The 20,821-nt window shown below is 72.3% G+C and carries 21 protein-coding genes; 8 read left to right on the top strand and 13 right to left on the bottom strand.

Annotation, left to right across the window (positions count from 1 at the left end; all coding sequences use genetic code 11):
• Positions 1-183 precede the first annotated feature (183 nt).
• From AB0L00_RS02250 to AB0L00_RS02235, 4 genes are all read left to right on the top strand, one after another.
• Positions 184-708: a hypothetical protein gene (locus tag AB0L00_RS02250; RefSeq protein ID WP_364427165.1), complete on the top strand. Its 525-nt coding sequence runs from the start codon at positions 184-186 to the stop codon at positions 706-708.
• Between the two features lie 67 nt (positions 709-775).
• The gene (locus AB0L00_RS02245) at positions 776-1,645 is read left to right on the top strand and encodes a DUF4097 family beta strand repeat-containing protein (RefSeq protein WP_364427162.1); all 870 of its coding nucleotides are present in this window, start codon (positions 776-778) and stop codon (positions 1,643-1,645) included.
• A 284-nt stretch (positions 1,646-1,929) separates the two neighbouring features.
• Positions 1,930-2,904, top strand: a complete 975-nt coding sequence (locus tag AB0L00_RS02240) for an ATP-binding cassette domain-containing protein (protein ID WP_364427159.1) — start codon at positions 1,930-1,932, stop codon at positions 2,902-2,904.
• Complete coding sequence (locus AB0L00_RS02235; RefSeq protein ID WP_364427157.1) at positions 2,901-3,704, top strand: ABC transporter permease; 804 nt, start codon at positions 2,901-2,903, stop codon at positions 3,702-3,704. Before AB0L00_RS02240 ends, AB0L00_RS02235 begins: the two co-directional genes overlap by 4 nt.
• Before the next feature lie 485 nt (positions 3,705-4,189).
• Here AB0L00_RS02235 and tsaD read toward each other — a convergent pair whose 3' ends face one another.
• The 11 genes from tsaD to AB0L00_RS02180 form a co-directional block, all read right to left on the bottom strand.
• Positions 4,190-5,221, bottom strand: coding sequence for a tRNA (adenosine(37)-N6)-threonylcarbamoyltransferase complex transferase subunit TsaD (tsaD, locus tag AB0L00_RS02230; RefSeq protein WP_364427155.1), 1,032 nt, complete (start codon positions 5,219-5,221; stop codon positions 4,190-4,192).
• On the bottom strand, positions 5,218-5,703 hold the full coding sequence (rimI, locus tag AB0L00_RS02225) for a ribosomal protein S18-alanine N-acetyltransferase (RefSeq protein ID WP_364427153.1): 486 nt from the start codon (positions 5,701-5,703) through the stop codon (positions 5,218-5,220). Before rimI ends, tsaD begins: the two co-directional genes overlap by 4 nt.
• Entirely contained in the window at positions 5,700-6,362 is a 663-nt protein-coding gene (tsaB, locus tag AB0L00_RS02220) for a tRNA (adenosine(37)-N6)-threonylcarbamoyltransferase complex dimerization subunit type 1 TsaB (RefSeq protein WP_364427150.1), read from the bottom strand. Before tsaB ends, rimI begins: the two co-directional genes overlap by 4 nt.
• A 51-nt stretch (positions 6,363-6,413) precedes the next feature.
• Complete coding sequence (locus tag AB0L00_RS02215; RefSeq protein WP_364427148.1) at positions 6,414-7,136, bottom strand: hypothetical protein; 723 nt, start codon at positions 7,134-7,136, stop codon at positions 6,414-6,416.
• 126 nt (positions 7,137-7,262) lie between these two features.
• Positions 7,263-7,685, bottom strand: a complete 423-nt coding sequence (gene tsaE, locus AB0L00_RS02210; protein WP_345353683.1) for a tRNA (adenosine(37)-N6)-threonylcarbamoyltransferase complex ATPase subunit type 1 TsaE — start codon at positions 7,683-7,685, stop codon at positions 7,263-7,265.
• Between the two features lie 29 nt (positions 7,686-7,714).
• A complete protein-coding gene (locus AB0L00_RS02205; RefSeq protein WP_364427145.1) occupies positions 7,715-8,794 on the bottom strand; it encodes an alpha/beta hydrolase in 1,080 nt (359 codons plus the stop codon).
• A complete protein-coding gene (gene alr / locus AB0L00_RS02200) occupies positions 8,791-9,939 on the bottom strand; it encodes an alanine racemase (protein ID WP_364428953.1) in 1,149 nt (382 codons plus the stop codon). The genes AB0L00_RS02205 and alr overlap by 4 nt, the downstream gene beginning before the upstream one ends.
• A gap of 149 nt (positions 9,940-10,088) precedes the next feature.
• Positions 10,089-11,585 carry an NAD(P)H-hydrate dehydratase gene (locus AB0L00_RS02195; RefSeq protein WP_364428950.1) on the bottom strand — a complete coding sequence of 499 codons (1,497 nt, stop codon included), beginning with the start codon at positions 11,583-11,585 and terminating at the stop codon, positions 10,089-10,091.
• 52 nt (positions 11,586-11,637) lie between these two features.
• Complete coding sequence (locus AB0L00_RS02190) at positions 11,638-11,994, bottom strand: holo-ACP synthase (RefSeq protein ID WP_364427143.1); 357 nt, start codon at positions 11,992-11,994, stop codon at positions 11,638-11,640.
• 13 nt (positions 11,995-12,007) lie between these two features.
• A complete protein-coding gene (locus AB0L00_RS02185; RefSeq protein WP_364427140.1) occupies positions 12,008-12,892 on the bottom strand; it encodes a helix-turn-helix transcriptional regulator in 885 nt (294 codons plus the stop codon).
• 162 nt (positions 12,893-13,054) lie between these two features.
• Positions 13,055-13,969 (bottom strand): trypsin-like peptidase domain-containing protein, encoded by a 915-nt coding sequence (locus AB0L00_RS02180; protein ID WP_364427138.1) that lies wholly within the window; start codon positions 13,967-13,969, stop codon positions 13,055-13,057.
• A gap of 187 nt (positions 13,970-14,156) precedes the next feature.
• On the opposite strand from AB0L00_RS02180, the gene AB0L00_RS02175 reads away from it, so the two are divergent.
• Positions 14,157-15,545: an MFS transporter gene (locus AB0L00_RS02175; RefSeq protein WP_364427136.1), complete on the top strand. Its 1,389-nt coding sequence runs from the start codon at positions 14,157-14,159 to the stop codon at positions 15,543-15,545.
• Between the two features lie 35 nt (positions 15,546-15,580).
• Here the strand turns inward: AB0L00_RS02175 and coaA are convergent, their stop codons facing one another.
• Positions 15,581-16,519, bottom strand: a complete 939-nt coding sequence (coaA, locus tag AB0L00_RS02170; RefSeq protein ID WP_364427133.1) for a type I pantothenate kinase — start codon at positions 16,517-16,519, stop codon at positions 15,581-15,583.
• Positions 16,520-16,631: 112 nt separating this feature from the next.
• Here coaA and glmS point away from each other — a divergent pair, with 112 nt between their 5' ends.
• Entirely contained in the window at positions 16,632-18,476 is a 1,845-nt protein-coding gene (gene glmS, locus AB0L00_RS02165) for a glutamine--fructose-6-phosphate transaminase (isomerizing) (RefSeq protein WP_364427130.1), read from the top strand.
• 3 nt (positions 18,477-18,479) lie between these two features.
• Positions 18,480-19,010 carry a DUF1697 domain-containing protein gene (locus tag AB0L00_RS02160; protein ID WP_364427127.1) on the top strand — a complete coding sequence of 177 codons (531 nt, stop codon included), beginning with the start codon at positions 18,480-18,482 and terminating at the stop codon, positions 19,008-19,010.
• Positions 19,011-19,089: 79 nt separating this feature from the next.
• On the opposite strand, the gene AB0L00_RS02155 is transcribed toward AB0L00_RS02160, so the two are convergent.
• On the bottom strand, positions 19,090-19,920 hold the full coding sequence (locus AB0L00_RS02155; protein WP_364427124.1) for a helix-turn-helix transcriptional regulator: 831 nt from the start codon (positions 19,918-19,920) through the stop codon (positions 19,090-19,092).
• 102 nt (positions 19,921-20,022) lie between these two features.
• Here AB0L00_RS02155 and AB0L00_RS02150 point away from each other — a divergent pair, with 102 nt between their 5' ends.
• Complete coding sequence (locus AB0L00_RS02150) at positions 20,023-20,793, top strand: SDR family oxidoreductase (RefSeq protein WP_364427122.1); 771 nt, start codon at positions 20,023-20,025, stop codon at positions 20,791-20,793.
• The last annotated feature ends 28 nt before the right edge of the window (positions 20,794-20,821 follow it).

Here is a 20,821-nt window from a genome sequence, read left to right as displayed (position 1 = left end):
AGTGGGAATTTATTATTTTCCCAATAATCGAAGAGGACAGTGGGGTAGATCACAGTCGGCGGCCGAGTCGCGCAGCACCGGGAGGACGCCCCGCGAGACGGTGCGCGCGGGGAACCACTGTGACGTCAAAGTGACGTCACATGACGCTTGCAGTGACGCCATCTTGCGTGCCATGCTGACGTCATGCACCTGGAGTTGTACGTCGCCCAGCTCCGCCAGGAGCTCGCGATCGCCGCCGAAGCGGGCGGCCAAGAGGCCCGCGAGCTCGCCGAGCGGCTCACCGCTCCGTTGGAGTCGGCGATCCGCCTCGCCCTGCTGGACGCCCTGTCGGCCGCCGCCGAGGAGATCACTCGAGAGCTCGCCCCCGGTTCGGTCGACGTGCGCCTCCGCAGGGGTGAGCCCGAGTTCGTCGTGGAGTCGCCCCCCGGCGGCTCGGAGGGGGAGGCCGCCGCCGCGGTGGCGCCACCGGCGGAGCCCGCCGCGCCGGTGTCCTACAGCACCAAGGAGGGCGCCGTCTCACGGATCAGCCTCCGCCTCCCCGAGGAGCTGAAGACCAGAGCCGAACAGACCGCCGACCGGGAAGGACTCTCGGTCAACGCCTGGCTCGTCCGCACCATCGCCGAGGCCGTGGAGCGTACGAGCCCCACGCAGGACGTCCGCAGGCGCTCGGCTCCACGCGGCAACCGCTACACCGGCTGGGCCCGCTGACCCGGACCCCTTCACCATCACCGACCAGCGGCGGGGTCCTCGCCCCTGAGACCAGAGAGGCAGCATCATGCCCACATTCGCAACCCCCGAGCCGATCTCCGCGACGCTCGACGCCTCCATCGCCGAGTTCCGCGTCACCGCGTCCGATCGCGGCGACACCGTCGTCGAGGTGCGGCCCGCCGACGCGTCGAAGGCGAGCCACGTCCGAGCCGCGGAGGAGACCACGGTCGAATACGTCGACGGACGGCTGCTGGTCAAAGGGCCGAAGCGGCGCGCCAGTTCGATCCTGGGCCCCGGCAAGGACGCCGCCGTCCAGATCGACGTCGGGCTCCCTACAGGCTCCGACCTGCACGCCTCATCCGGGTTCGGCAGCATCCACTGCGCGGGACGGCTCGGCGACTGCGAGCTCTCCAGCGGTGCCGGCGTCATCTGGATGGAGGACGCCGGCACGCTGCAGGCGAAAACCGGCGGCGGGGACGTCACGGCCGGCCGTGTGGCGGGCGACGTGAAGATCACCACAGGTGTCGGCACGATACGTCTCCGCCACGCCGGCGGCGCCGTCACGCTCAAGACCTCCTCCGGAAACACCTGGACCGGTGAGGCCTCCGGTGATGTCCGCGTCCGCTCCGCCAGTGGTGACATCGAGATCGACCAGGCGCATGCCGACGTCGAGGCAAAGACCGCGGCGGGCAGGATCCGCATCGGTGAGATCTCTCAGGGCACCGTCGTCATGCAGACCGGCGCCGGTCAGCTCGAGGTCGGTGTCCGCGAGGGCACAGCCGCCTGGCTCGACGTGCACGCCACCGCCGGAAGCGTGCACAACATGCTGGACGAGACCGACGGCCCCGGCGAGGCCGACCGGACCGTGGAGGTCCGCGCCCGCACCGGACTCGGCGACATCGTGATCCGCCGGGCCACCCTGCCTTCTCAGGACTGAGCCGTACGGCGCCGCCCCGGCGCCCGGCCATGAGACGGCACCGATCCGCCGACCGACCCTCTTCCCTTCCGACCGGGCTCCGGGCCTCCCTCCGTGACCCTGCCGAGTCACGAGTCCGGTAACGCGCCCGCCGCGCCCACGTCCCGCCAGAGACCCGGGCGATTCCCCACTCTTCGATCCCCCCGCCTCGGGAGCGGTGTGGCGCATCCGCGTCATACCGCGCCCTGACGCTGCCTGACGATTTTTACCGCCCCTGACCCCCGAACACCAGCGAGGAGACCCTCATGAGCGACGCGATCACAGCCGAAGGGCTGGTCAAGAGATACGGCGAGGTGACCGCCCTGGACGGCCTGAGCTTCTCGGTCCCGGAAGGGACGGTGCTCGCCCTGCTCGGCCCGAACGGCGCCGGCAAGACCACGACGGTGCGGGTCCTGACCACGCTCCTGCGCCCCGACGGCGGCCGCGCCACCGTCGCCGGATGTGACGTCGTCGGTGACGCCCAGCGGCTGCGCTCGTACATCGGGCTGTCCGGCCAGTACGCGGCCGTCGACGAGCACCTCACCGGCGCCGAGAACCTGGAGATGGTCGGGCGGCTGTACCACCTGGGCGCCAAGCGCAGCAAGGCCCGCGCCCGCGAGCTGCTCGAACGCTTCGACCTCGCCGACGCCGCCGACCGGCCCGTGAAGGGCTACTCCGGCGGCATGCGCCGCCGCATCGACCTCGCCGGCGCGCTGGTCGCCGACCCGCCGGTGCTGTTCCTGGACGAACCCAGCACAGGGCTGGACCCCCGCGCCCGCGCCGCGCTGTGGGACACCATCTCCGAACTCGTCGCAGGCGGCACCACGCTGCTGCTCACCACCCAGTACATGGAAGAAGCCGACCACCTCGCCGACCAGATCCTGGTCGTCGACCACGGCCGCGCCATCGCCCACGGCACCGCCGACGAGCTCAAGGACCAGGTCGGCGGCAACCGCATCGAACTGACCGTGACCAGCGCCACCGAACTGGAGACCGCCCGGCAGGCGCTCGCCTGGGTCGCCGTCGGCGCCATGCGGACCGTGCCGGAGTCACTGCAGATCACCATCCCGGTCACCGACGGCCCCGAGGCGCTCCGCCAGGTTCTCGGCCGGCTGGCCGACGAGGGAGTCCGGATCCGGGACGCCGGGCTGCGGCGGCCCACCCTCGACGACGTCTACCTCACCCTGACCGGGCACCAGGCGTCCGGCACCGACCCGCAGGCCCAGGAGGCCACCCGATGAACGCGCTCACCCTGCCCATCGCCGACGGCTGGACCATCGCCAAGCGCAACACCCTGAAGATCCGCCGTTCGCCGGACCTGCTCGGTGCCGCGATCATGTTCCCAATCGTGTTCGTGCTGCTGTTCGCCTACGTCTTCGGCAGCGTCATCGACATCCCGGGGATGTCGTATCGGGAGTTCCTGCTCCCCGGCATCTTCGTCCAAGCCGTGATCATGGGCGCGCAGGCCACCGGTTACACGCTGACCCTGGACCTGCAGAAGGGCATCTTCGACCGGTTCCGCTCGCTGCCCATGGCCCCGTCCGCGGTGCTGATCGGCCAGACCGTCAGCGACCTGCTGATGAATCTCGCCAGCCTGGTCGTCATGGCGGTGATGGGACTGATCGTCGGCTGGCGGGTGCACACCTCGCCGTTCGAGGCCATCCTGGGTATCGGGCTACTGCTGCTGTTCGCCTACGCGTTCTCCTGGGTCACCGCCACCGTCGCGCTGGCCCTGCGCACCCCGGAGAGCTTCAACAACGTCGCGACCATGGTCTCGCTCCCGCTGATCTTCATCTCCAACGCCTTCCTGGACAGTTCCAAACTGCCCACCCCCCTCCGCGTCGTCGCCGAGTGGAACCCCGTCTCCACCTTCACCCAGGCCGCACGTGAGCTCTTCGGCAACACCAACGCCGCGCTGAAGACCTCCGGCGCCTGGCCCATCCAGCACGCCATCCCGGCATCACTGCTCTGGATCGCCGTCATCCTGATCGTGTTCATCCCGCTGGCGACCCGCCTCTACAAGAAGGCGGTCAGCGCCTGACCACGGACGCGGCGCGAAGGCGACCCCGGGTCCCCGCCGTTCATCGGCGTCGGCGACCCGGGCGATCGCCGTTCCGAACGTCGCCGCCGCCCCGGACGGCTCCCGGGCCGTACGGGCTGCTCGGTGAAGACCCGAGTCGAGCCTCAGGTCTGCGAAGTCCGCCCCACTTCGCGCCGCCGCTCACCGAGCATTCGGCATGGCCGGCCGCGCGTCCGAGCCGTATGGGGCACACAGCCCAGGTGCGCGCGTCGGCCGCGCGAACACGGTTGTCCGCCGTCTCGGTACGACGTTAGCTTGCCGAAGTGGATCTGTTCTCACGCTCTTGGACGGCATTGCGCACGACGGTGGACGAGCTCTCCGGTCAGGATTGGGAACAACACAACCGGACCGAAACCCGGCCCGGCGTCGAAGTTCGGGGAATCACCGAGTTCCGCTGCCAACGGAACTCCGGGATTTCGCGAACTCCGGGAGGAGGCCGGAAGGCCCTAGACCAGGACCTGGGTGATGGGGAGGGAGGAGTCGGCGGGCAGGCCGAGGTCGGAGGGGGCGAGGCCGGCGGCGACGAGTTCGGACCCGAGGGCCGCGACCATGGCGCCGTTGTCGGTGCACAGTTTCGGCCGGGGCACGCGCAGCTCGATGCCGGCCGCCTCGCAGCGCTCCTGGGCCATGGCGCGCAGCCGGGAGTTGGCCGCGACGCCGCCGCCGATGAGCAGGTGGGACACGTCGTTGTCCTTGCAGGCGGCGATGGCCTTCTTGGTCAGCACGTCGACGACCGCCTCCTGGAAGGCCGCGGCGACGTCGGCGACCGGGACCGGCTCGCCGGCGCGCTCACGGGCCTCGACCCAGCGGGCCACCGCGGTCTTCAGACCCGAGAAGGAGAAGTCGTAGGTGCCGTCGTCGTACTTGCCGCGGGGGAAGAACACCGAGCCGGGGTCGCCCTCCCGTGCCGCGCGGTCGATGTACGGGCCGCCGGGGAAGCCGAGGTCGAGCACCCGCGCGACCTTGTCGAACGCCTCCCCCGCCGCGTCGTCGACGGTGGCGCCGAGCGGGCGCACGTCCGAGGCGACGTCGGGGACGAGCAGCAGCGACGAGTGGCCGCCGGAGACGAGCAGCGCGACGCACGGCTTCGGCAGCGCGCCGTGTTCGAGCTGGTCGACGGCGACGTGGGCGGCGAGGTGGTTCACGCCGTACAGCGGCTTGCCGAGGCCGAGGGAGTAGGCCTTGGCGGCGGCGACGCCGACGAGGAGCGCCCCGGCGAGTCCGGGGCCGGCGGTGACGGCGATCGCGTCGATGTCGTTCAGGGTGATGCCCGCGTCGGCCAGGGCGCGGTCCACGGTCGGCGTCATGGCCTCCAGGTGCGCCCGCGACGCGACCTCGGGGACGACCCCGCCGAAGCGCGCGTGCTCGTCGACGCTGGAGGCGATCGCGTCGGCGAGCAGCGTGTGACCGCGGACGATGCCGATGCCCGTCTCGTCGCAGGACGTCTCGATCCCCAGGACCAGGGGTTCGTCCTTCATGCTTGCACTCCCTGTCCGGCGGGCACTTCGCTCCGCCGCGAGTCACGGACCATCACGATGGCGTCCACGCCGGAGGGCTGGTAGTAGCGCTTGCGGACGCCGACCGGGGTGAAGCCGAATCGTTCGTACAGCCGCCGCGCCCGGTCGTTGTCGGCGCGGACGTCGAGGAACACCTCGGGGCAGCCACGGGCGGCCGCCTCGTCGAGGAGCGCGGTCAGCAGCCGGGCGCCGAACCCCCGCCCCTGCAGCTCCGGCCGGACGCCGATGGTGAGGACGTCGGCCTGGCCGCCGACGGCGGCGAGCCCCGCCCAGCCGGCGAAGCGGCCGTCGCCGTCCTCGATCACGACATAGTGCCGCGTGCCGGTCTGGTCGGCCAGCTCCTCGAGGTAGGCCTGCTCCGACCAGGATTCCTCGGGGAACAGCACGGGCTCGAGCGCGAGGACGTCGGACAGGTCGTCGGCGCTCATCGCGCGCAGCGTCATGGCTGCGTCACCCGTTTGCGCGGGCCGGGCTCGCGGGCGTCGGGCTTGCGGAGGTACAGCGGGACGGGCTCCACGAGGTCGGGCCCCGCGCCGCCGGACAGCCGGGTGAGGACCAGGTCGGCGAGCGCGGCGGCGGACGGCAGCGCGGGCTCCTGACCGGCGAGCGTGTCGGCGTAGAGCAGCGCGCCCTCTCCGATGGCGGGCAGGCCCGGCTCGGCGGCCTCGGCGGGCTTGCCCACGGCGGGACCCGTGCTCCGGGCGCGGGACGAGGCGTAGGAGGCCCAGTAGACCTCCTTGCGCCGGGCGTCGGTCGCGGCGACGAAGGGACCGGTCCGGCCGGACTGCCAGGCGAGGACGTCGAGCGTGCAGACACCGTGGACCGGGATGCCGAGCACGGCGCCGAGCGCGCGGGCGGTCGTGAGGCCGACGCGCAGGCCGGTGTACGGGCCGGGCCCCACGCCGACCGCGATGGCCGACAGGTCGTCCCGGGTCACCCCGGCCTCATCGAGCACGGTCGCGATCGCGGGGGCGAGCACCTCGGCGTGCCGCCGCCGGTCAACCGCGTTGGACTCGGCGCGCAGCCGAACGCCGCCGGCGGTGCCCTCGCTCAGGGCGACGGTGACCGCGGCGGTCGCAGTGTCAAAAGCCAAGACCAGCACGACCTATGAGCGTAGCGTGCCCACGGCATCACCTCAGCCGGTCGGCCCCCGTCAGGACTGGGACTGGAGCTTGGAGATCACGTCGCGGGCGGCGGAGAGGGCGCCGTTGGCGGCGTCCGAGGAGGAGATCGGCTTGGCGTCACCGTCTTTCTCGTCGCCGCCCGAGAAATGGACGGTGACGAGGACGTTCGCGAGGCGGGCGTTGGCGACGGCGTCGCCGATCCCGGAATCGTCGACCGTGTAGACGACGTACGCCTGTTCACCGACGCCGCTCACGCCCCGGCTGTCCCGCACCTTGACCGTGTCGGCGAGCTCCTTGCCCGCGCGGTCGGACTCCCACTCCTGGCCGAACGTCCGGGTCGCCACGCCGGTCGCGCTGGTCGCGCCGTCGGCGGTCAGGGCGCGCAGCTCGACGGTGAGCTGCCGGCGGTCGTTCCCGAAGAGGCTCCACGCGCATTCGCTGTGCTGGTCGGACTGGGCGCCCTGGGTCATTCCGGTGGCCTCGGCGCCCGGGGTGAGCTGGTCGGCGACCTTCTGGCTCAGCGCCGTGCAGGCGTCCGGGACGACGTCGCGCTCGGAGCCGTCGGGCGCGGTCATCGGCGAGCTCTGCGGTCCGGTCCCGGCCTTGGCGGCCGTGGTCCGGGCCTTGCCCGGCCGCAGGAGTGCGAGGGCCGCGACGGCGCAGACGGCGACGACCAATGCGAGGACGCCCGCGACGGCCCAGACGCGTCTGCGGCGTCCGGCCGGGCGGGGGGCGCGACGGCGGCCACTCACCAGATCTCCCCCTCGTCGAGCTGTATGTCCTGATTCGCCAGGAAGGTGAGATTTACTGGTGAGGTTATTGCAAGATCGCGTTTACGTCTGCGTCCAAACAGGAAGGGACCGGTCCAAATCCGCCGATCACAGCAGGTGGTCGACCGGCGAGTCCGCCCAGCGGGCGCCGACGCCCGTGATCCGGACGGTGCGCTCCTCCGTGTCCCCACGCTCGATCGTGACCTCGAGCCGGTCCTCGGACAGCTCCTCCACCATGCCCTCGCCCCACTCGACGACGGTCACGGCGTCCTGCAGGTCGAGGTCCAGATCGTCGACCTCGTCCAGGCCGCCGAGGCGGTAGGCGTCGACGTGCACCAGTGCGGGTCCGCCGGCCAGCGACGGGTGGACCCGCGCGATCACGAAGGTCGGCGACGTGATCGGCCCGCGGACCTTGAGCCCGTCGCCCAGGCCCTGGGTCAGCGTGGTCTTGCCCGCGCCGAGCGGCCCGGACAGCACGACCAGATCGCCGCCGCGCAGCGCGGCGGCCAGCCTCCGGCCCAGCTCGCGCATGACCTCATCGGTGGGCACCGGGATGGGTTTCACGCCGACCGCTCCTCCTCCGCGACAGGGCGCACCCGGTCGATCAGCCGGATGAGCGCCCGGGTTACGACCTCAGGGTGCTCCATCATCGTGACGTGGCCCGCCTCGGACAGCTCCACGAGCTCGGCGTCCTCCAGCACGGCCGCGATCGCCCGCCCGTGCGCGGCGGGCGTCAGCCGGTCCTCGTCGCCGACGACGACCAGCGCGGGCAGGTCCTTGATCACCTGCAGCGCCGCGAGCTTGTCGTGGGCGGCGAGCGTCGGGTAGAACTCCGCGATCACGTCGATCGGCGTCGAGCGGATCATCTGCTCGAGGAAGTCCACCACCGTGGGGCTGACGTGCTTGTCGCCGAACGCGATCCGGCGGGTGACCATGAAGGCGACGTCCGCGCCGACCTTCCGGCCGCGCTCGATCAGTTCCGCCCGCTTGCCCAGGCTGCGCGTCACCCGGGGCAGCGCCGCCTTGAAGACCTTCCCGAACGCCATCGGCAGGCCCAGGCTCAGCTCCGCCAGCTCGCCCGACGACGTGTTGATCAGGGCGACGGCGACGATCCGGCCGTCCTCGAACAGCTCCGGATGGCTGTCGGCCAGCGCCATGATGGTCATGCCGCCCATGGAGTGGCCGACCAGGACCACCGGCGCGCCGGGGTCCACGGTGGCCTCCAGGACCGCGAACAGGTCCGCGCCGCACTGGTCGACGGTGGCGTGGGTCAGGTCGCTGCGGCCGGACCGGCCGTGGCTGCGCTGGTCCCAGAAGACCATCCGCAGGCCGTCGTCACGGCCGAGGTCGCGCCGCTGGTAGTGCCAGCAGTCCTCGTTCAGGCAGTAGCCGTGGCAGAAGACCACGGTGAGGGGGGCGTCGTCCGGGCCATCGATCTCGACGTGCAGGGGCACGCCGTCGCTCGCCTCGACGGTCAGCGGCCGCCCGTGCAGCTCGCCGAACGGCTCGCCGGCGTCGGGGTCGGGGGTCAGCCGGGCGCGTCCGACGGCGTACTTGCGCGCGGCGACGACCGCGCCCACGCCGACCGCGCCGGCCGTGCCGACCGCCGCGCCGATCAGCCCGATGCGCTTCTTGTTCATGCAAGGGTTCCTTCGTACGCGCGGGGGACGCGTGCGCCGATGCGGGTGACGATCTCATAGGAGATCGTGCCGAGCAGGTCGGCCCAGTCCTGAGCGGTGGGCTCGCCCCGGTCGCCCGGGCCGAAGAGGATCACCTCGTCGCCCGCGTGCAACTCGTCGTCGCCGACGTCGATGACGAACTGGTCCATGCAGACCGTTCCGGCGATCCGCCGCCGGCGGCCGGCCGCCCAGACCTCCAGGAGGTTGGTCCCGCCCCGCGGGATCCCGTCGGCGTACCCGAGGGGCACGACGCCGAGGGTGGTCTCCCGGTCGGTGGTGTACCGGTGCCCGTACGAGACGCCCGTGCCGGGGGCGACGCGCTTGGTGACGATCAGCCGCCCGGTGAGCGTCATGGCGGGCCGGAGGCCGAAGTTGTGGTCCTCGCGCCCGTCGGAGGCCGGGTGCGACGGGATCGGGCTCAGGCCGTACACCGCGATGCCGGGCCGTACGAGGTCGTAGCGGGCCTCCGGGATCGTGAGCGTCGCGGCGGAGTTGGCGATGTGCCGGACCTCGGGGCGCACGCCGGCCTTCTCGGCGAACTCGACGGCCTCGTCGAAGGTCCTGAGCTGAGCGGCGATCGACGGGTGGCCCGGCTCGTCCGCGCACGCCATGTGGGACCAGATCCCCACCACCTGGACGCGCCCCTCCGCCTGGGCGCGGAGCGCGGCGTCCACGACCGACGGCCAGTCCTCGAGCGTCGCCCCGGCGCGGGACAGCCCGGTGTCGATCTTCAGGTGCAGGCGCGCCGTACGGTCCGCGCGGGCGGCGGCGGCCGCGATGTCCTCGACGACGTGCACCGAGCTCGCGGCCAGGTCGACGTCGGCGGCGACGGCCTCGTCGAACGGCTCACCCGCGCCGTGCAGCCAGCACAGCAGCGGTGCGTCGACGCCGGCCCGCCGCACGGTCAGCGCCTCGGCCAGCGTGGCGACGCCGAGCCGGGAGGCCCCGCCCGCCAGCGCGGCGCGAGCGGCCTGGATGATGCCGTGCCCGTACCCGTCGGCCTTGACGATCGCCATCACCTCGGCGCCCGCGGCCTTCTCGCGGAGGACACCGACGTTGTGGCTGATCGCCGCCAAGTCGACGTGCGCTGTTGCGGGGACGTTCATCATCATGACCTCCAGTGTGGCAGCCGCCGGGGTGAGCTCCGGCCATCCGCGCCGACGTGACGGCGGTCGGCCCGCACGACGGGCTCCAGCCGTCCGCGCCGACGTGACGCGGTCAGCCGCTCCGGCCGTACGCGCCGAGGTGACGGCGGTCAGCCGGACACGACGCGGAACGCGTCGGGCAGCGCGTCCAGGACGTCGTACGCGCTGATCGGCGCGGCGCCCTCGCCGTACGGGTCGGCCGACAGCCGCGCGGCCAGGCCGTGGAGGTACGCCCCGGCGGCGGCCGCGTCGATCGCCGGCATGCCGCCGGCCAGGAGCGTGCCGGTGAGCCCGGACAGCACGTCGCCGCTGCCCGCCGTCGCCAGCCAGGGCGTGCCGGTGGGGTTCACCCGCACCGGCCGGTCGGCCTCGGCGATGAGCGTCGTGGAGCCCTTGAGCAGCACCGTCGCGGCCAGTTCCGTGGCGGCGCGGCGCACGTGCTCCAGCCGCCGCGCCTCGACCTCGTCGGCGTCGGTGCCCAGCAGCCGGGCCAGCTCCCCCGCGTGCGGGGTCAGGACGGTCGGCGCGCTCCGCCACAGCAGGTCGCGGCGCCGCGCCAGCACGGTCAGCCCGTCCGCGTCGACGAGCACCGGCAGGTCCGTGGCGAGGACCTGGGCGAGCAGCGCCTCGGCCCGCTCGTCCGTGCCCAGCCCGGGGCCGGCGACCCACGCCTGGACCCGCCCGATCTTGTCGATGGAGTCCCCGATGACCGTGGTGATGGTCTCGGGCCATCGGTGCCGGACCAGCTCCACCGGGTGTTCGGAGGAGGCGAACCGCACCATTCCGGCCCCGGCGCGCACCGCCCCGCCGACCGCCAGGACGGCGGCCCCGGTGAACGTCTCGCTGCCCGCCAGGATGCCGACGACGCCCCGCCGGTACTTGTTCGACTCCCCGGTCGGGCGGGGCAACCGGGCGGCGACGTCCTCGGCGACCGGCGCGCACACGTCCGGGTCGGGCAGGTACGGGCCGAGCCCGATGTCGATCAGTTCGACCACGCCGGCGTGGTCGGCGCCCGGGTCGACGAGCAGGCCGGGCTTGTACGTCCCGAAGGTGACGGTCACGTCCGCCCGGACCGCCGGGCCGGCGACCTGGCCGGTGCTCGCGTCGATGCCGCTCGGCAGGTCGCAGGCCACCACGATCGCCCCGCTGTCGGCCGCGCGCCGGGCGAGACCGGCGTACGGCTCGCGCAGCCCGCCCCGGCCGCCGATGCCGAGCATGCCGTCGATGATCAGGTCGGCCCGGTCGATCCCGTCGGCGACCCGCTCCTCGTCCGCGACGGGCAGCACGCGGCCGCCGGCGGCGCGCAGCTCGGCGAGCCCGCCCTCGTGGGCCTTGGTCCCGGCGAGGACCGCGGTGACGCCGGCGCCGCGCCGCGCCAGGCCCGCGCCCGCGTACAGGGCGTCACCGCCGTTGTCGCCGCTGCCGACCAGCAGGACGACCCGCGAGCCGTACACCCCCAGGCCCGGCTCGCTCCGCGGCCGCAGGACCCGGGCGCACACCGAGGCCAGGCCGGCCGCGGCCCGCCGCATGAGCGTCCCGCCGGGCAGGCGGGCCATCAGCGCCTGCTCGGCGGCCCGGACCTTGTCGACCTCGTGCGCGTACCGCATCACGCTCGCCTCCTCTTGGGACGTTCTCGCCACGACCACCGCCGTGAATCCCTCATCGGGCGTTCTCCGCCATCACCACCGCGACGGCGACGCCGCCGTCATGGCTGAGCGACACGTGCCAGGTGGTGACGCCCAGCCGTTCGGCCGCCTCCTGGACGGTGCCCGTCACGTGCAGGCTCGGGCGGCCGTCCTCGGCGCGGCGCACCTCCGCGTCGGTCCACCGCAGCCCGCGCGGCGCGCCCAGCGCCTTGGCCAGGGCCTCCTTGGCGGCGAACCGCGCGGCGAGGGACCGCGGGGGCAGCCCGCGTTCCCGGTCGGTGAAGAGCCGGACCGCCAGGCCCGGCGTGCGCTCCAGCGACCTGGCGAACCGGGCGATGTCGACGACGTCGATCCCCACTCCGACGATCACTCGACCAGGTTTATCACTCCGGGAGGACGGGGGCCGCGTGGACGTGGTCGACGGCGGGCGCGCCAGGGTGGTCGACCAGCCACCCGACGCGCTCACGGGTCTCCTCGTCGGCCGGCGTGTAGACCGCCATCCGGGTCTCCGGCGCGGCGGTGACCGCGAAGTTCACCACCGACAGCCGGATCTCGCCGACGGAGGCGTGCCGGAAGATCTTCACGCGCGTCGAGGGCACGGCGACGTCATGCGCGGCCCACATCCGCGCGAACTCGGGGCTCGCCGCCGACAGGCGCTCGACCAGCCCGGTCCAGGACGGCTCGCCGAGGTGCCGGGCGAACGCCGCCCGGAACATCCCCACCATCTGCGGCAGCTCGGTGTCCCGGTTGAGCATCTGGTTGCAGCACTCCGGGGTGACGAACATCCGCCACAGCAGGTTGCGGGGCTTGGTCTCGTCGGCCTGCTGAATGGCCGGCCACACCGCGGCGTAGGCGGAGTTCCAGGCGAGCACGTCGTACCGGCTGGACATGACGGCGGCGGGCAGCGGGACCAGGCCGTCGAGGACGGTCTGCACCTGGGGTTCGAGCCGGTCGTGCGGCGCCCGGCCGGGCATCGCGGCCACGTCCGCCAGCCGGTACAGGTGCTCACGCTCGGTCTGGTCGAGGCGGAGCGTACGGGCGATCGCGTCGAGGACCTGGCCGCTCACGTTGATCGGGCGGCCCTGCTCGAGCCAGGTGTACCAGGTGACGCCGACCCCGGCGAGCTGGGCGACCTCCTCGCGGCGCAGCCCGGGGGTGCGCCGGCGCAACCCCGCCGGAATGCCGACGTCGGCGGGGGTGATGCGGTCCCGTCGGCTGCGCAGGAAGGCGGCCAGTTCGGTCCGTCTCCGGATGGTCGTCGCGCTCACCCGTCCATGGTGCGGCATGCCGGACGGCCGTGCCAGGTGCTGTCAACACCAGTATCAGTGGGCTCTCACCACCCGTACCTCGCCGCAGGGCGCTGGAGACGGGTGGGGTCCGGGGAAGGCTGATCCTTTAGTTCTGACCGGGGGCATGGGAGAAACTCCGGCTCACCTCTTGGCGCGGCTCCAGCGATCCGCGGCGGTGAAGATCTTGCCGAAGGTGTCAGGGCGGAGGCGGGCCCCCATAGCGCCTTCAGGGAAGAGGGCGCCGGCCGAGGTAACACCGAAGACCGTCGCGTCGGCACCCGAGCCGGAGAACCAGGGTCCGCCGCTATGTCCGGGGCCTGGCACACATGCGGCTGAGTACAGCGCGCCCGGGCCGCTCTTGCCCGAGGCCGGGGCCGCCTTCCCACTGCAGGCGCTCAGAATGTTCCCGCGCAGCTTCCCGGTCTGCTCATCCGGATATCCGATGGTGGTGAACTTCGGGAACGAGACCTTGGCGGTCATCTTCGGCGTGAGACCGCCGACGACATCCTGGATCTTTCTGTCGCGCTTGTCGGGAGCCACGCTCAGAACGGCGACATCGATGTAGGAGAACCGGTTCGGGTGGCCATCCCACAGGGATGCGTTCGAGGTCTGCCATGCATGCGACACCCAGGCCTTTTTGACGTCCCAGATGCCATAGGGCGCCTTGATGTCGTACTTGTCGCCGGTCTTGGGATCGGCCTTGGCGCTGAAGGCGGGGATGAACTGAAATTTTTTGTAGTACTTGGCCTTGGGGCCGATTCCGGACTGCACGCAGTGGGCCGCCGTAAGAATCAGGCTTCGGCTCGGTGACTTCACGACGGAGGCCGTGCAGAAGCTCGGGGTCTTCTTACCAGGCTTATAGATCCAGAGAATACCGGTGGCCCGGGAAATGGGGTCCTTGCCGTACGGCGTGGGCCACGGACGATAGTCACCCGGCTTGGCGGCCGCCTTCGCAGCGGTAGGCACCGCATGGGTGGTCTTGCCCGGTAGTTCGACCAGCGTCCACGTGGCGGCGAGCGCGGCGGCCGTGGCGACGGCGAGGATGCGTGAGTTCACGGCGTCCACCTCAAGGGGGGAATAAGAGGTACGTCCCGGTTGCCCGGGACTCAGCGTTGATGATCATGACACCTTGATCACCAAGACCGGTCAGGAACCGGAGAATCCAGACACGGTGGCAGGTGCTGGCAGCACCGGTATCACTGGGCTCTCACCACCCGTACCGCTCCGGCCGCAGGCTCGGCGCATGGCCCAGATCACCCTCGACGCCCCCGCGGCGCACGCGCCGGTCCGCCGCGGCGGGCTCCTGACGCTCATCATGCTCGGGCAGTTCATGGCGGTCCTCGACGTGACCGTGGTCAACGTCGCCGCCCCCACCATCCGTACCGACCTGCAGGCGTCCGGCGCGGGGCTGCAGCTCGTCATCGCCGGCTACACGATCGCGTACGCCGTGCTGCTCATCACCGGGGCGCGGCTCGGCGACATCCTCGGGCACCGGCGCGCCTTCCTCGGCGGGCTGGCGGTCTTCACCGCGGCGTCCCTGGCCTGCGGACTGGCCGGGAGCACCGGCCTGCTCATCGGGTTCCGGCTCGTCCAGGGCGCGGGCGCCGCGCTGATGGTGCCGCAGGTGATGAGCCTGATCCAGCGCAACTTCACCGGCGCCGCTCGGGCCCGCGCGCTCAGCGTCTACTCGGCCGTGCTGTCCGGCGGCGCGGTCGCGGGCCAGGTCATCGGCGGGGCCCTCGTCAGCGCCGACCTCTTCGGCACCGGTTGGCGGCCGGTGTTCCTGGTGAACGTCCCGATCGGCGTGGCGCTGCTCGTCCTCGGGCCGCGCGTCCTGCCGGGCGACCGCGGCGAGCGGGGCCGCCGGCTGGACGTTCCCGGCGTGCTCGGCCTGTCCGCGGCCGTCGTCTGCTTCGTCGTGCCGCTCGTGCTCGGGCACGAGGAGGGCTGGCCCGGGTGGGGCTGGGCCATGCTGGCCGGCAGCGTCGTCCTGTTCGCGATCTTCGTGGTCCTGCAGCGCCGCGCGACCGCGCCGCTGATCCCCGGCCGGCTGCTGCGCACGCCCGGCGTCCTCGTCGGCGGTGCGACGATCTTCTTGGCCATGGGGACGTTCGGCGGCTTCCTGTTCAGCCTGGCCCTGCACCTGCAGGGCGGCCTGGGCGACAGTCCGCTGCACGCCGGGCTGTCCTTCATCCCCGGTGCGGGCGGATTCGCCCTGGCGAGCCTGTACTGGCGGCGGGTGCCCGCCCGATGGCACCGCCTGCTGGTCCCAGCGGCGTTCCTCGTCGCGGCCCTCGGCTACCTGGGGCTGGCGGTCTTCCAGCACGGCGGCGCGGGGCTGGAGGCGGCGATGGCCCTGACCGGCCTCGGCCTGGGCGGGGCGTTCAGCCCGATGCTGACGCTCGCGCTCGCGCAGGTCCCGGTCGCCGACGCGGCGGACGCCAGCGGCCTGCTCGTCACGATGAACCAGCTCTCCCAGGTCGTGGGGGTCGCGACGTTCGGCACGGTGTTCCTGAGCATCGCGCCGCCGACCGGCCACGCCCTGGCGGTGACGAGCGTCGCGCTGGCCGCGACCGCCGTGCTGGGCGGCTGCTGCTCCCTCCTGGCCGTACGTCCCCGGCGTGCCGGCTGAGGTCGGACCCGCCGGGCGGCCGCCGCCGGCCGGGGTCAGATGCGGCGCAGGCGTACGCGGTGGATCCGGTGGTCGTGGTCCTTGCACAGGACGAGGGTGGCGCGGTCCCGAGTGGGCAGGATGTTGGCGACGAGGTTGACCTCGTTGATCTCCCGCCACATCCGCTCCGCGTACGCCGCCGCCTCGTCCGGGTCCACCCGCGCGTACGGGTGGAAGTAGGAGCGCTCGTCGGTGAAGAGGGTGCGCCGGAGCGCGAAGAAGCGGTCGATGTACCACTGGCGGACGTCGTTCACCCGGGCGTCCACGTAGATGGAGAAGTCGAACAGGTCCGACAGCGCCAGACCGCCCGGCCGGGCGGTCTGCAGCACGTTGAGGCCCTCCACGATGAGGATGTCGGGCCGCCGGACGACCTGCCGGGCCTCGGGGACGATGTCGTAGGACAGCGGGTCGTACACCGGGACGGACAGCTCCGCGGCGCCCGCCTTCAGCGCGGAGACGAACCCCAGCAGCGCGCGGCGATCGTACGACTCCGGGAAGCCCTTGCGGTTCATCAGCCCGCGCTCGGCCAGCGTGGCGTTCGGGTAGAGGAAGCCGTCGGTGGTGACGAGTTCGACCTTGGGCTCGCCGGGGCCGCGGGCGAGCAGCGTCCGCACCAGGCGGGCCACGGTCGACTTGCCGACGGCGACGCTCCCGGCGATGCCGATGACGAACGGGGTCGGGGCGACCGGGTCGCCAAGGAAGGCGCCGACCGCGTCCCGCAGGCGGCCGTCGGCCGCGGCGAACAGGCCGATGAGCCGCGCCAGCGGCAGGTAGACCTCCTCGACCTCGGCGAAGTCGGTTCGGTCGTTCAGGCCGCGCAGGGCCTCCAGGTCGTCCGGGGTGAGCGACAGGGGCGTCTCGGCGCGCAGCGCCCGCCACTCCTCGCGGCCGAACTCCACATAGGGGCTGGGCATACCCTCCCCTTCAGCGATCATGGAGGAAACCTTAGCCTTTACTGAAGTTAACTTCTGGTGACCTTTGCCGGAACCGGACGGTCGGGGCGGCACTGGTCTACCCGCTCACCTGGAGCCATTAGGGTGGCGTGCCATGTGCGGAATCGTGGGGTACGTCGGGTCGCAGGCCGCTCTCGACGTCGTCGTCGACGGGCTCGCCAGGTTGGAATACCGAGGGTATGACTCGGCCGGCGCGGCGGTGCTGGCCGACGGGAAACTGACGGTGACCAAGCGGGCGGGCAAGCTCGTCAACCTGCGGGACGCGCTCGCCGAGAGCCCGCCGCCGCGGAGCCGCGCGGGCATCGGCCACACCCGCTGGGCCACCCACGGGCCGCCCAACGACCGCAACGCCCACCCGCACGTCGACTGCACCGGCGCGGTCGCGGTCGTGCACAACGGCATCATCGAGAACTTCGCCGCCCTCCGCGTCGAGCTGGAGGAGCGCGGCCACGAGCTGTCCTCCGACACCGACACCGAGGCCGTCGCGCACCTCCTGGAGGAGGAGGTGACCAAGGGCGCCGGCCTCACCGAGGCGATGCGGCGGGTCTGCGGGCGGCTCGAGGGCGCGTTCACGCTGGTCGCGGTGCACGCGGGCGAGCCGGACCTCGTCGTCGGCGCGCGCCGCAACTCACCGCTCGTGGTCGGCGTCGGCGCCGGCGAGAACTTCCTCGCCAGCGACGTCGCCGCCTTCATCGCGCACACCCGCGACGCGATCGAGCTGGGTCAGGACCAGGTCGTCGAGCTGCGCCCGGAGGGCGTCACCGTCACCGACTTCACCGGCGCCCCGGCACCGGTGAAGGAGTACCACGTCGACTGGGACGTCTCCGCCGCCGAGAAGGGCGGCCACGACTACTTCATGCTCAAGGAGATCGCCGAGCAGCCCCGGGCGGTCGCCGACACTCTGCTGGGCCGGGTCGGCGCCGACGGCCGGCTGACCCTCGATGAGATGCGCCTGTCCGACCAGCAGCTGCGCGACGTCGAGAAGATCATCATCGTGGCCTGCGGCACCGCGTACCACGCCGGGATGATCGCCAAGTACGCCATCGAGCACTGGGCGCAGATCCCGTGCGAGGTCGAGCTGGCCAGCGAGTTCCGCTACCGCGACCCGATCCTCACCCGCACCACCCTGGTCATCGCGATCTCGCAGTCCGGCGAGACCATGGACACGCTGATGGCGGTGCGGCACGCGCGCGAGCAGCGCGCCAACGTGCTCGGCATCTGCAACGTCAACGGCTCGACGATCCCCCGCGAGTGCGACGGCGTGCTGTACACCCACGCCGGCCCGGAGATCGCCGTGGCCTCGACCAAGGCGTTCCTCACCCAGCTCGTCGCCGTGTACCTCATCGCGCTGTACCTCGCGCAGGTCCGGGGGACCAAGTGGGGCGACGAGGTCTTCGCCATGATCCAGCTGCTCGCCACCATGCCGGAGAAGGTCGAGGCGGTCCTGGGCACCGTCGAGCCGGTCCGCGAGCTGGCCCGATCCCTGGCCAACGAGCGCTGCGTGCTCTTCCTCGGCCGGCACGTCGGCTTCCCCGTGGCCCTGGAGGGCGCGCTGAAGCTCAAGGAGCTCGCGTACATGCACGCGGAGGGCTTCGCCGCCGGCGAGCTGAAGCACGGCCCGATCGCGCTGATCGAGCAGGACCTGCCGGTGGTGGTCGTCGTGCCACCGCGCGCCCGGCCGATCCTGCACGACAAGATCGTCTCCAATATCCAGGAGATCCGCGCCCGCGGCGCCCGTACGATCGTCATCGCCGAGGAGGGCGACGAGACCGTCGCGCCGTACGCCGACACGCTGATCCGCGTCCCGGCCGTGCCGACGCTCCTGCAGCCGCTCGTGGCGACGGTCCCGCTGCAGGTCTTCGCCTGCGAGCTGGCCACCGCGCGGGGTCACGACGTGGACCAGCCCCGCAACCTCGCCAAGTCCGTCACCGTCGAGTAGCCGGTGGCGCGCTACGCCGCCCTCCTGCGGGGCGTGAACGTCACCGGCAACAGCAGGCTCGCGATGGCCGACCTGCGCGCGTGGCTGGCCGAGCTGGGCTACACGGACGTGCGCACGCACCTCAACAGCGGGAACGCCGTGTTCACCGCGCCGGAGGAGCCGACGGAGCGGATCGCCGCCGCGATCGAGGACCGTCTCACGGCCCGGCTGGGCCGTGCGGTCCCGGTCGTCGTACGGACCGCGGCCGAGCTGGCCGCGGTGGTCGAGGGCAACCCGCTGGAGGTCCGCGACCCGGCCAAGTTGGCGGTGGCGTTCCTGGTCGAGCCGCCGGCCCCGGAACGGCTGCGCGCCCTCAAACCAGCCGAATTCGCCCCCGAGGAGGTCGGATTGGGCGAATCGGTTCTTTATCTTTACTTCCCCAACGGGCAGGGCCGCTCGACGCTCGGGCCGACCCTCGGGCGCCGCCTCGGCGTCCCGATGACCGTCCGCAACTGGAACACCGTCACCAAGCTCCTGGCCCTCACAAACGCCTGACCGGCGCGCCTCCGTGCGGCGCGGCCCGTGATCACTGGCCATCGCTGCGCTCTAGACGCAGCGATCGCCCGTGCGACGCTCAGGTCCGCTGACGTGTGCCGGCGGCGAGGGAGCCGAGGAGGCTCAGGGCCTCGCTGCTCGGCGAGGCCGGTTCCGCGTGGTAGACGACGAGTTCCTGGCCGGGGCTGGAGCGGACGTCGAAGGTCTGCATGGACAACGTCAGCGGTCCGACGTCGCGGTGGTGGAAGCGCTTGCTCTCCAGGGCCTTGCCGCGGGCGTCGTGCCGAGCCCAGAGCCGGGCGAACTCCGGGCTCTCCTCGAGCAGTTCGGTGAGCACCTGCCGGATGCGCGGGTCGTCGGGCGCCTTGCCGTAGCCCAGCCGGAAGCCGGCCACCGAGTTGCGGGCGACCTCGTGCCAGTCCAGGTAGAAGCTTCGCGCGGCGGGCTCGGTGAACACGACGTGCATGAGGTTGCGCGAGTGCGACCAGTCGTGGAAGAGCGCGTCGGCGATCGCGTTCGACGCGAGGACGTCGAAGGCGCGGTTGTAGACGATGGCCGGGTTGTTCGGCCAGGCGCTCATGAGCTGCAGGAGATTCGGGTCGACGTGGTCGTTCACGGCGGCGCTGCGGGCGCGTGGGCTCAGTCCGGCCAGGCGGAACAGGTGCAGGCGGCCGTCCTCCGGCAGGCGCAGGGCGACGGCCAGGGCCTCGACCACCTGCGCGGACGGTGTGCGTTCCCGGCCCTGCTCGAGACGGACGTAGTAGTCGACGCTGACGCCCGCCAGCGATGCCACTTCCTCGCGCCGCAGGCCGGGGACCCTGCGGTGCCCCGTGCTGGGAACGCCGGCCTGCTCAGGCGTGACCTGGGCCCGCCGGGCCTTGAGGTAGGCGCCGAGATCGGAGGAGGTCATGCCGCCATCGTAGGTCGCGGGCCGGCCCGCTTCCTGGGTGCGCTACTCCCAGGGAGGATCGCTCCCTTCCCCACCCCGGCCGGCGCCCCCAGTGTGGTGGTCATGCCAACGAACCGCCCAGGGGCCCAGACCCCACCCGAGCACAAGGTCGTCCTCGTCACCGGGGCCAGCAGCGGCATCGGCGAGGCCATCGCCGCCCGGCTGGTCCGCGAGGGACACCACGTGGTCGCGGGCGCGCGGCGGATCGACCGGTTGCGGGAGCTCGCCGAACGCACCGCGCGGGAGGCCGCCCACGCCGGCGGCGGCATGCACCCGGTACCGCTCGACGTGACCGACCGTACGAGCCTCGGCGCCTTCGTCGAGTTCGCGCGCGACCGCTTCGGACGGGTCGACGTCTTGGTCGGCAACGCCGGGGTCATGCCGCTGTCGCGGCTGGACTCCCTGCTGGTCGACGAGTGGGACCGCATGATCGACGTGAACGTACGCGGGCTGCTGCACGGGATCGCCGCGGCCCTGCCCGTCTTCACCGAGCAGGGCGGGGGCCACTTCGTCACGATCGCGAGCATCGGCGCCCACCAGGTGGTGCCCACCAGCGCCGTCTACTCCGGGACCAAGTACGCCGCCTGGGCGATCACCGAAGGCCTGCGCCAGGAGTCCGATCCCTCGATCCGCGTCACGACCATCTCTCCCGGAGTGGTCACCTCCGAGCTCGCGGACTCGATCACCGAGCCCGGCGCCGCGGCGGCCATGCGGACCTACCGGGCGCATGCCATCGAGCCGGACGCCGTCGCCGAGGCCGTCTCGTACGCCCTCGCGCAGCCGCCCGGCGTCGACGTCAACGAGATCGTCGTACGGCCGGCCCGCCAACGCTGACCTGCCCCACAGAAGAAGACCATGAAGG

Source organism: Actinoallomurus sp. NPDC052308, assembly GCF_040679195.1.
GTDB lineage: Bacteria > Actinomycetota > Actinomycetes > Streptosporangiales > Streptosporangiaceae > Actinoallomurus > Actinoallomurus liliacearum.
This window is presented reverse-complemented; position numbering and strand designations above follow the sequence as displayed.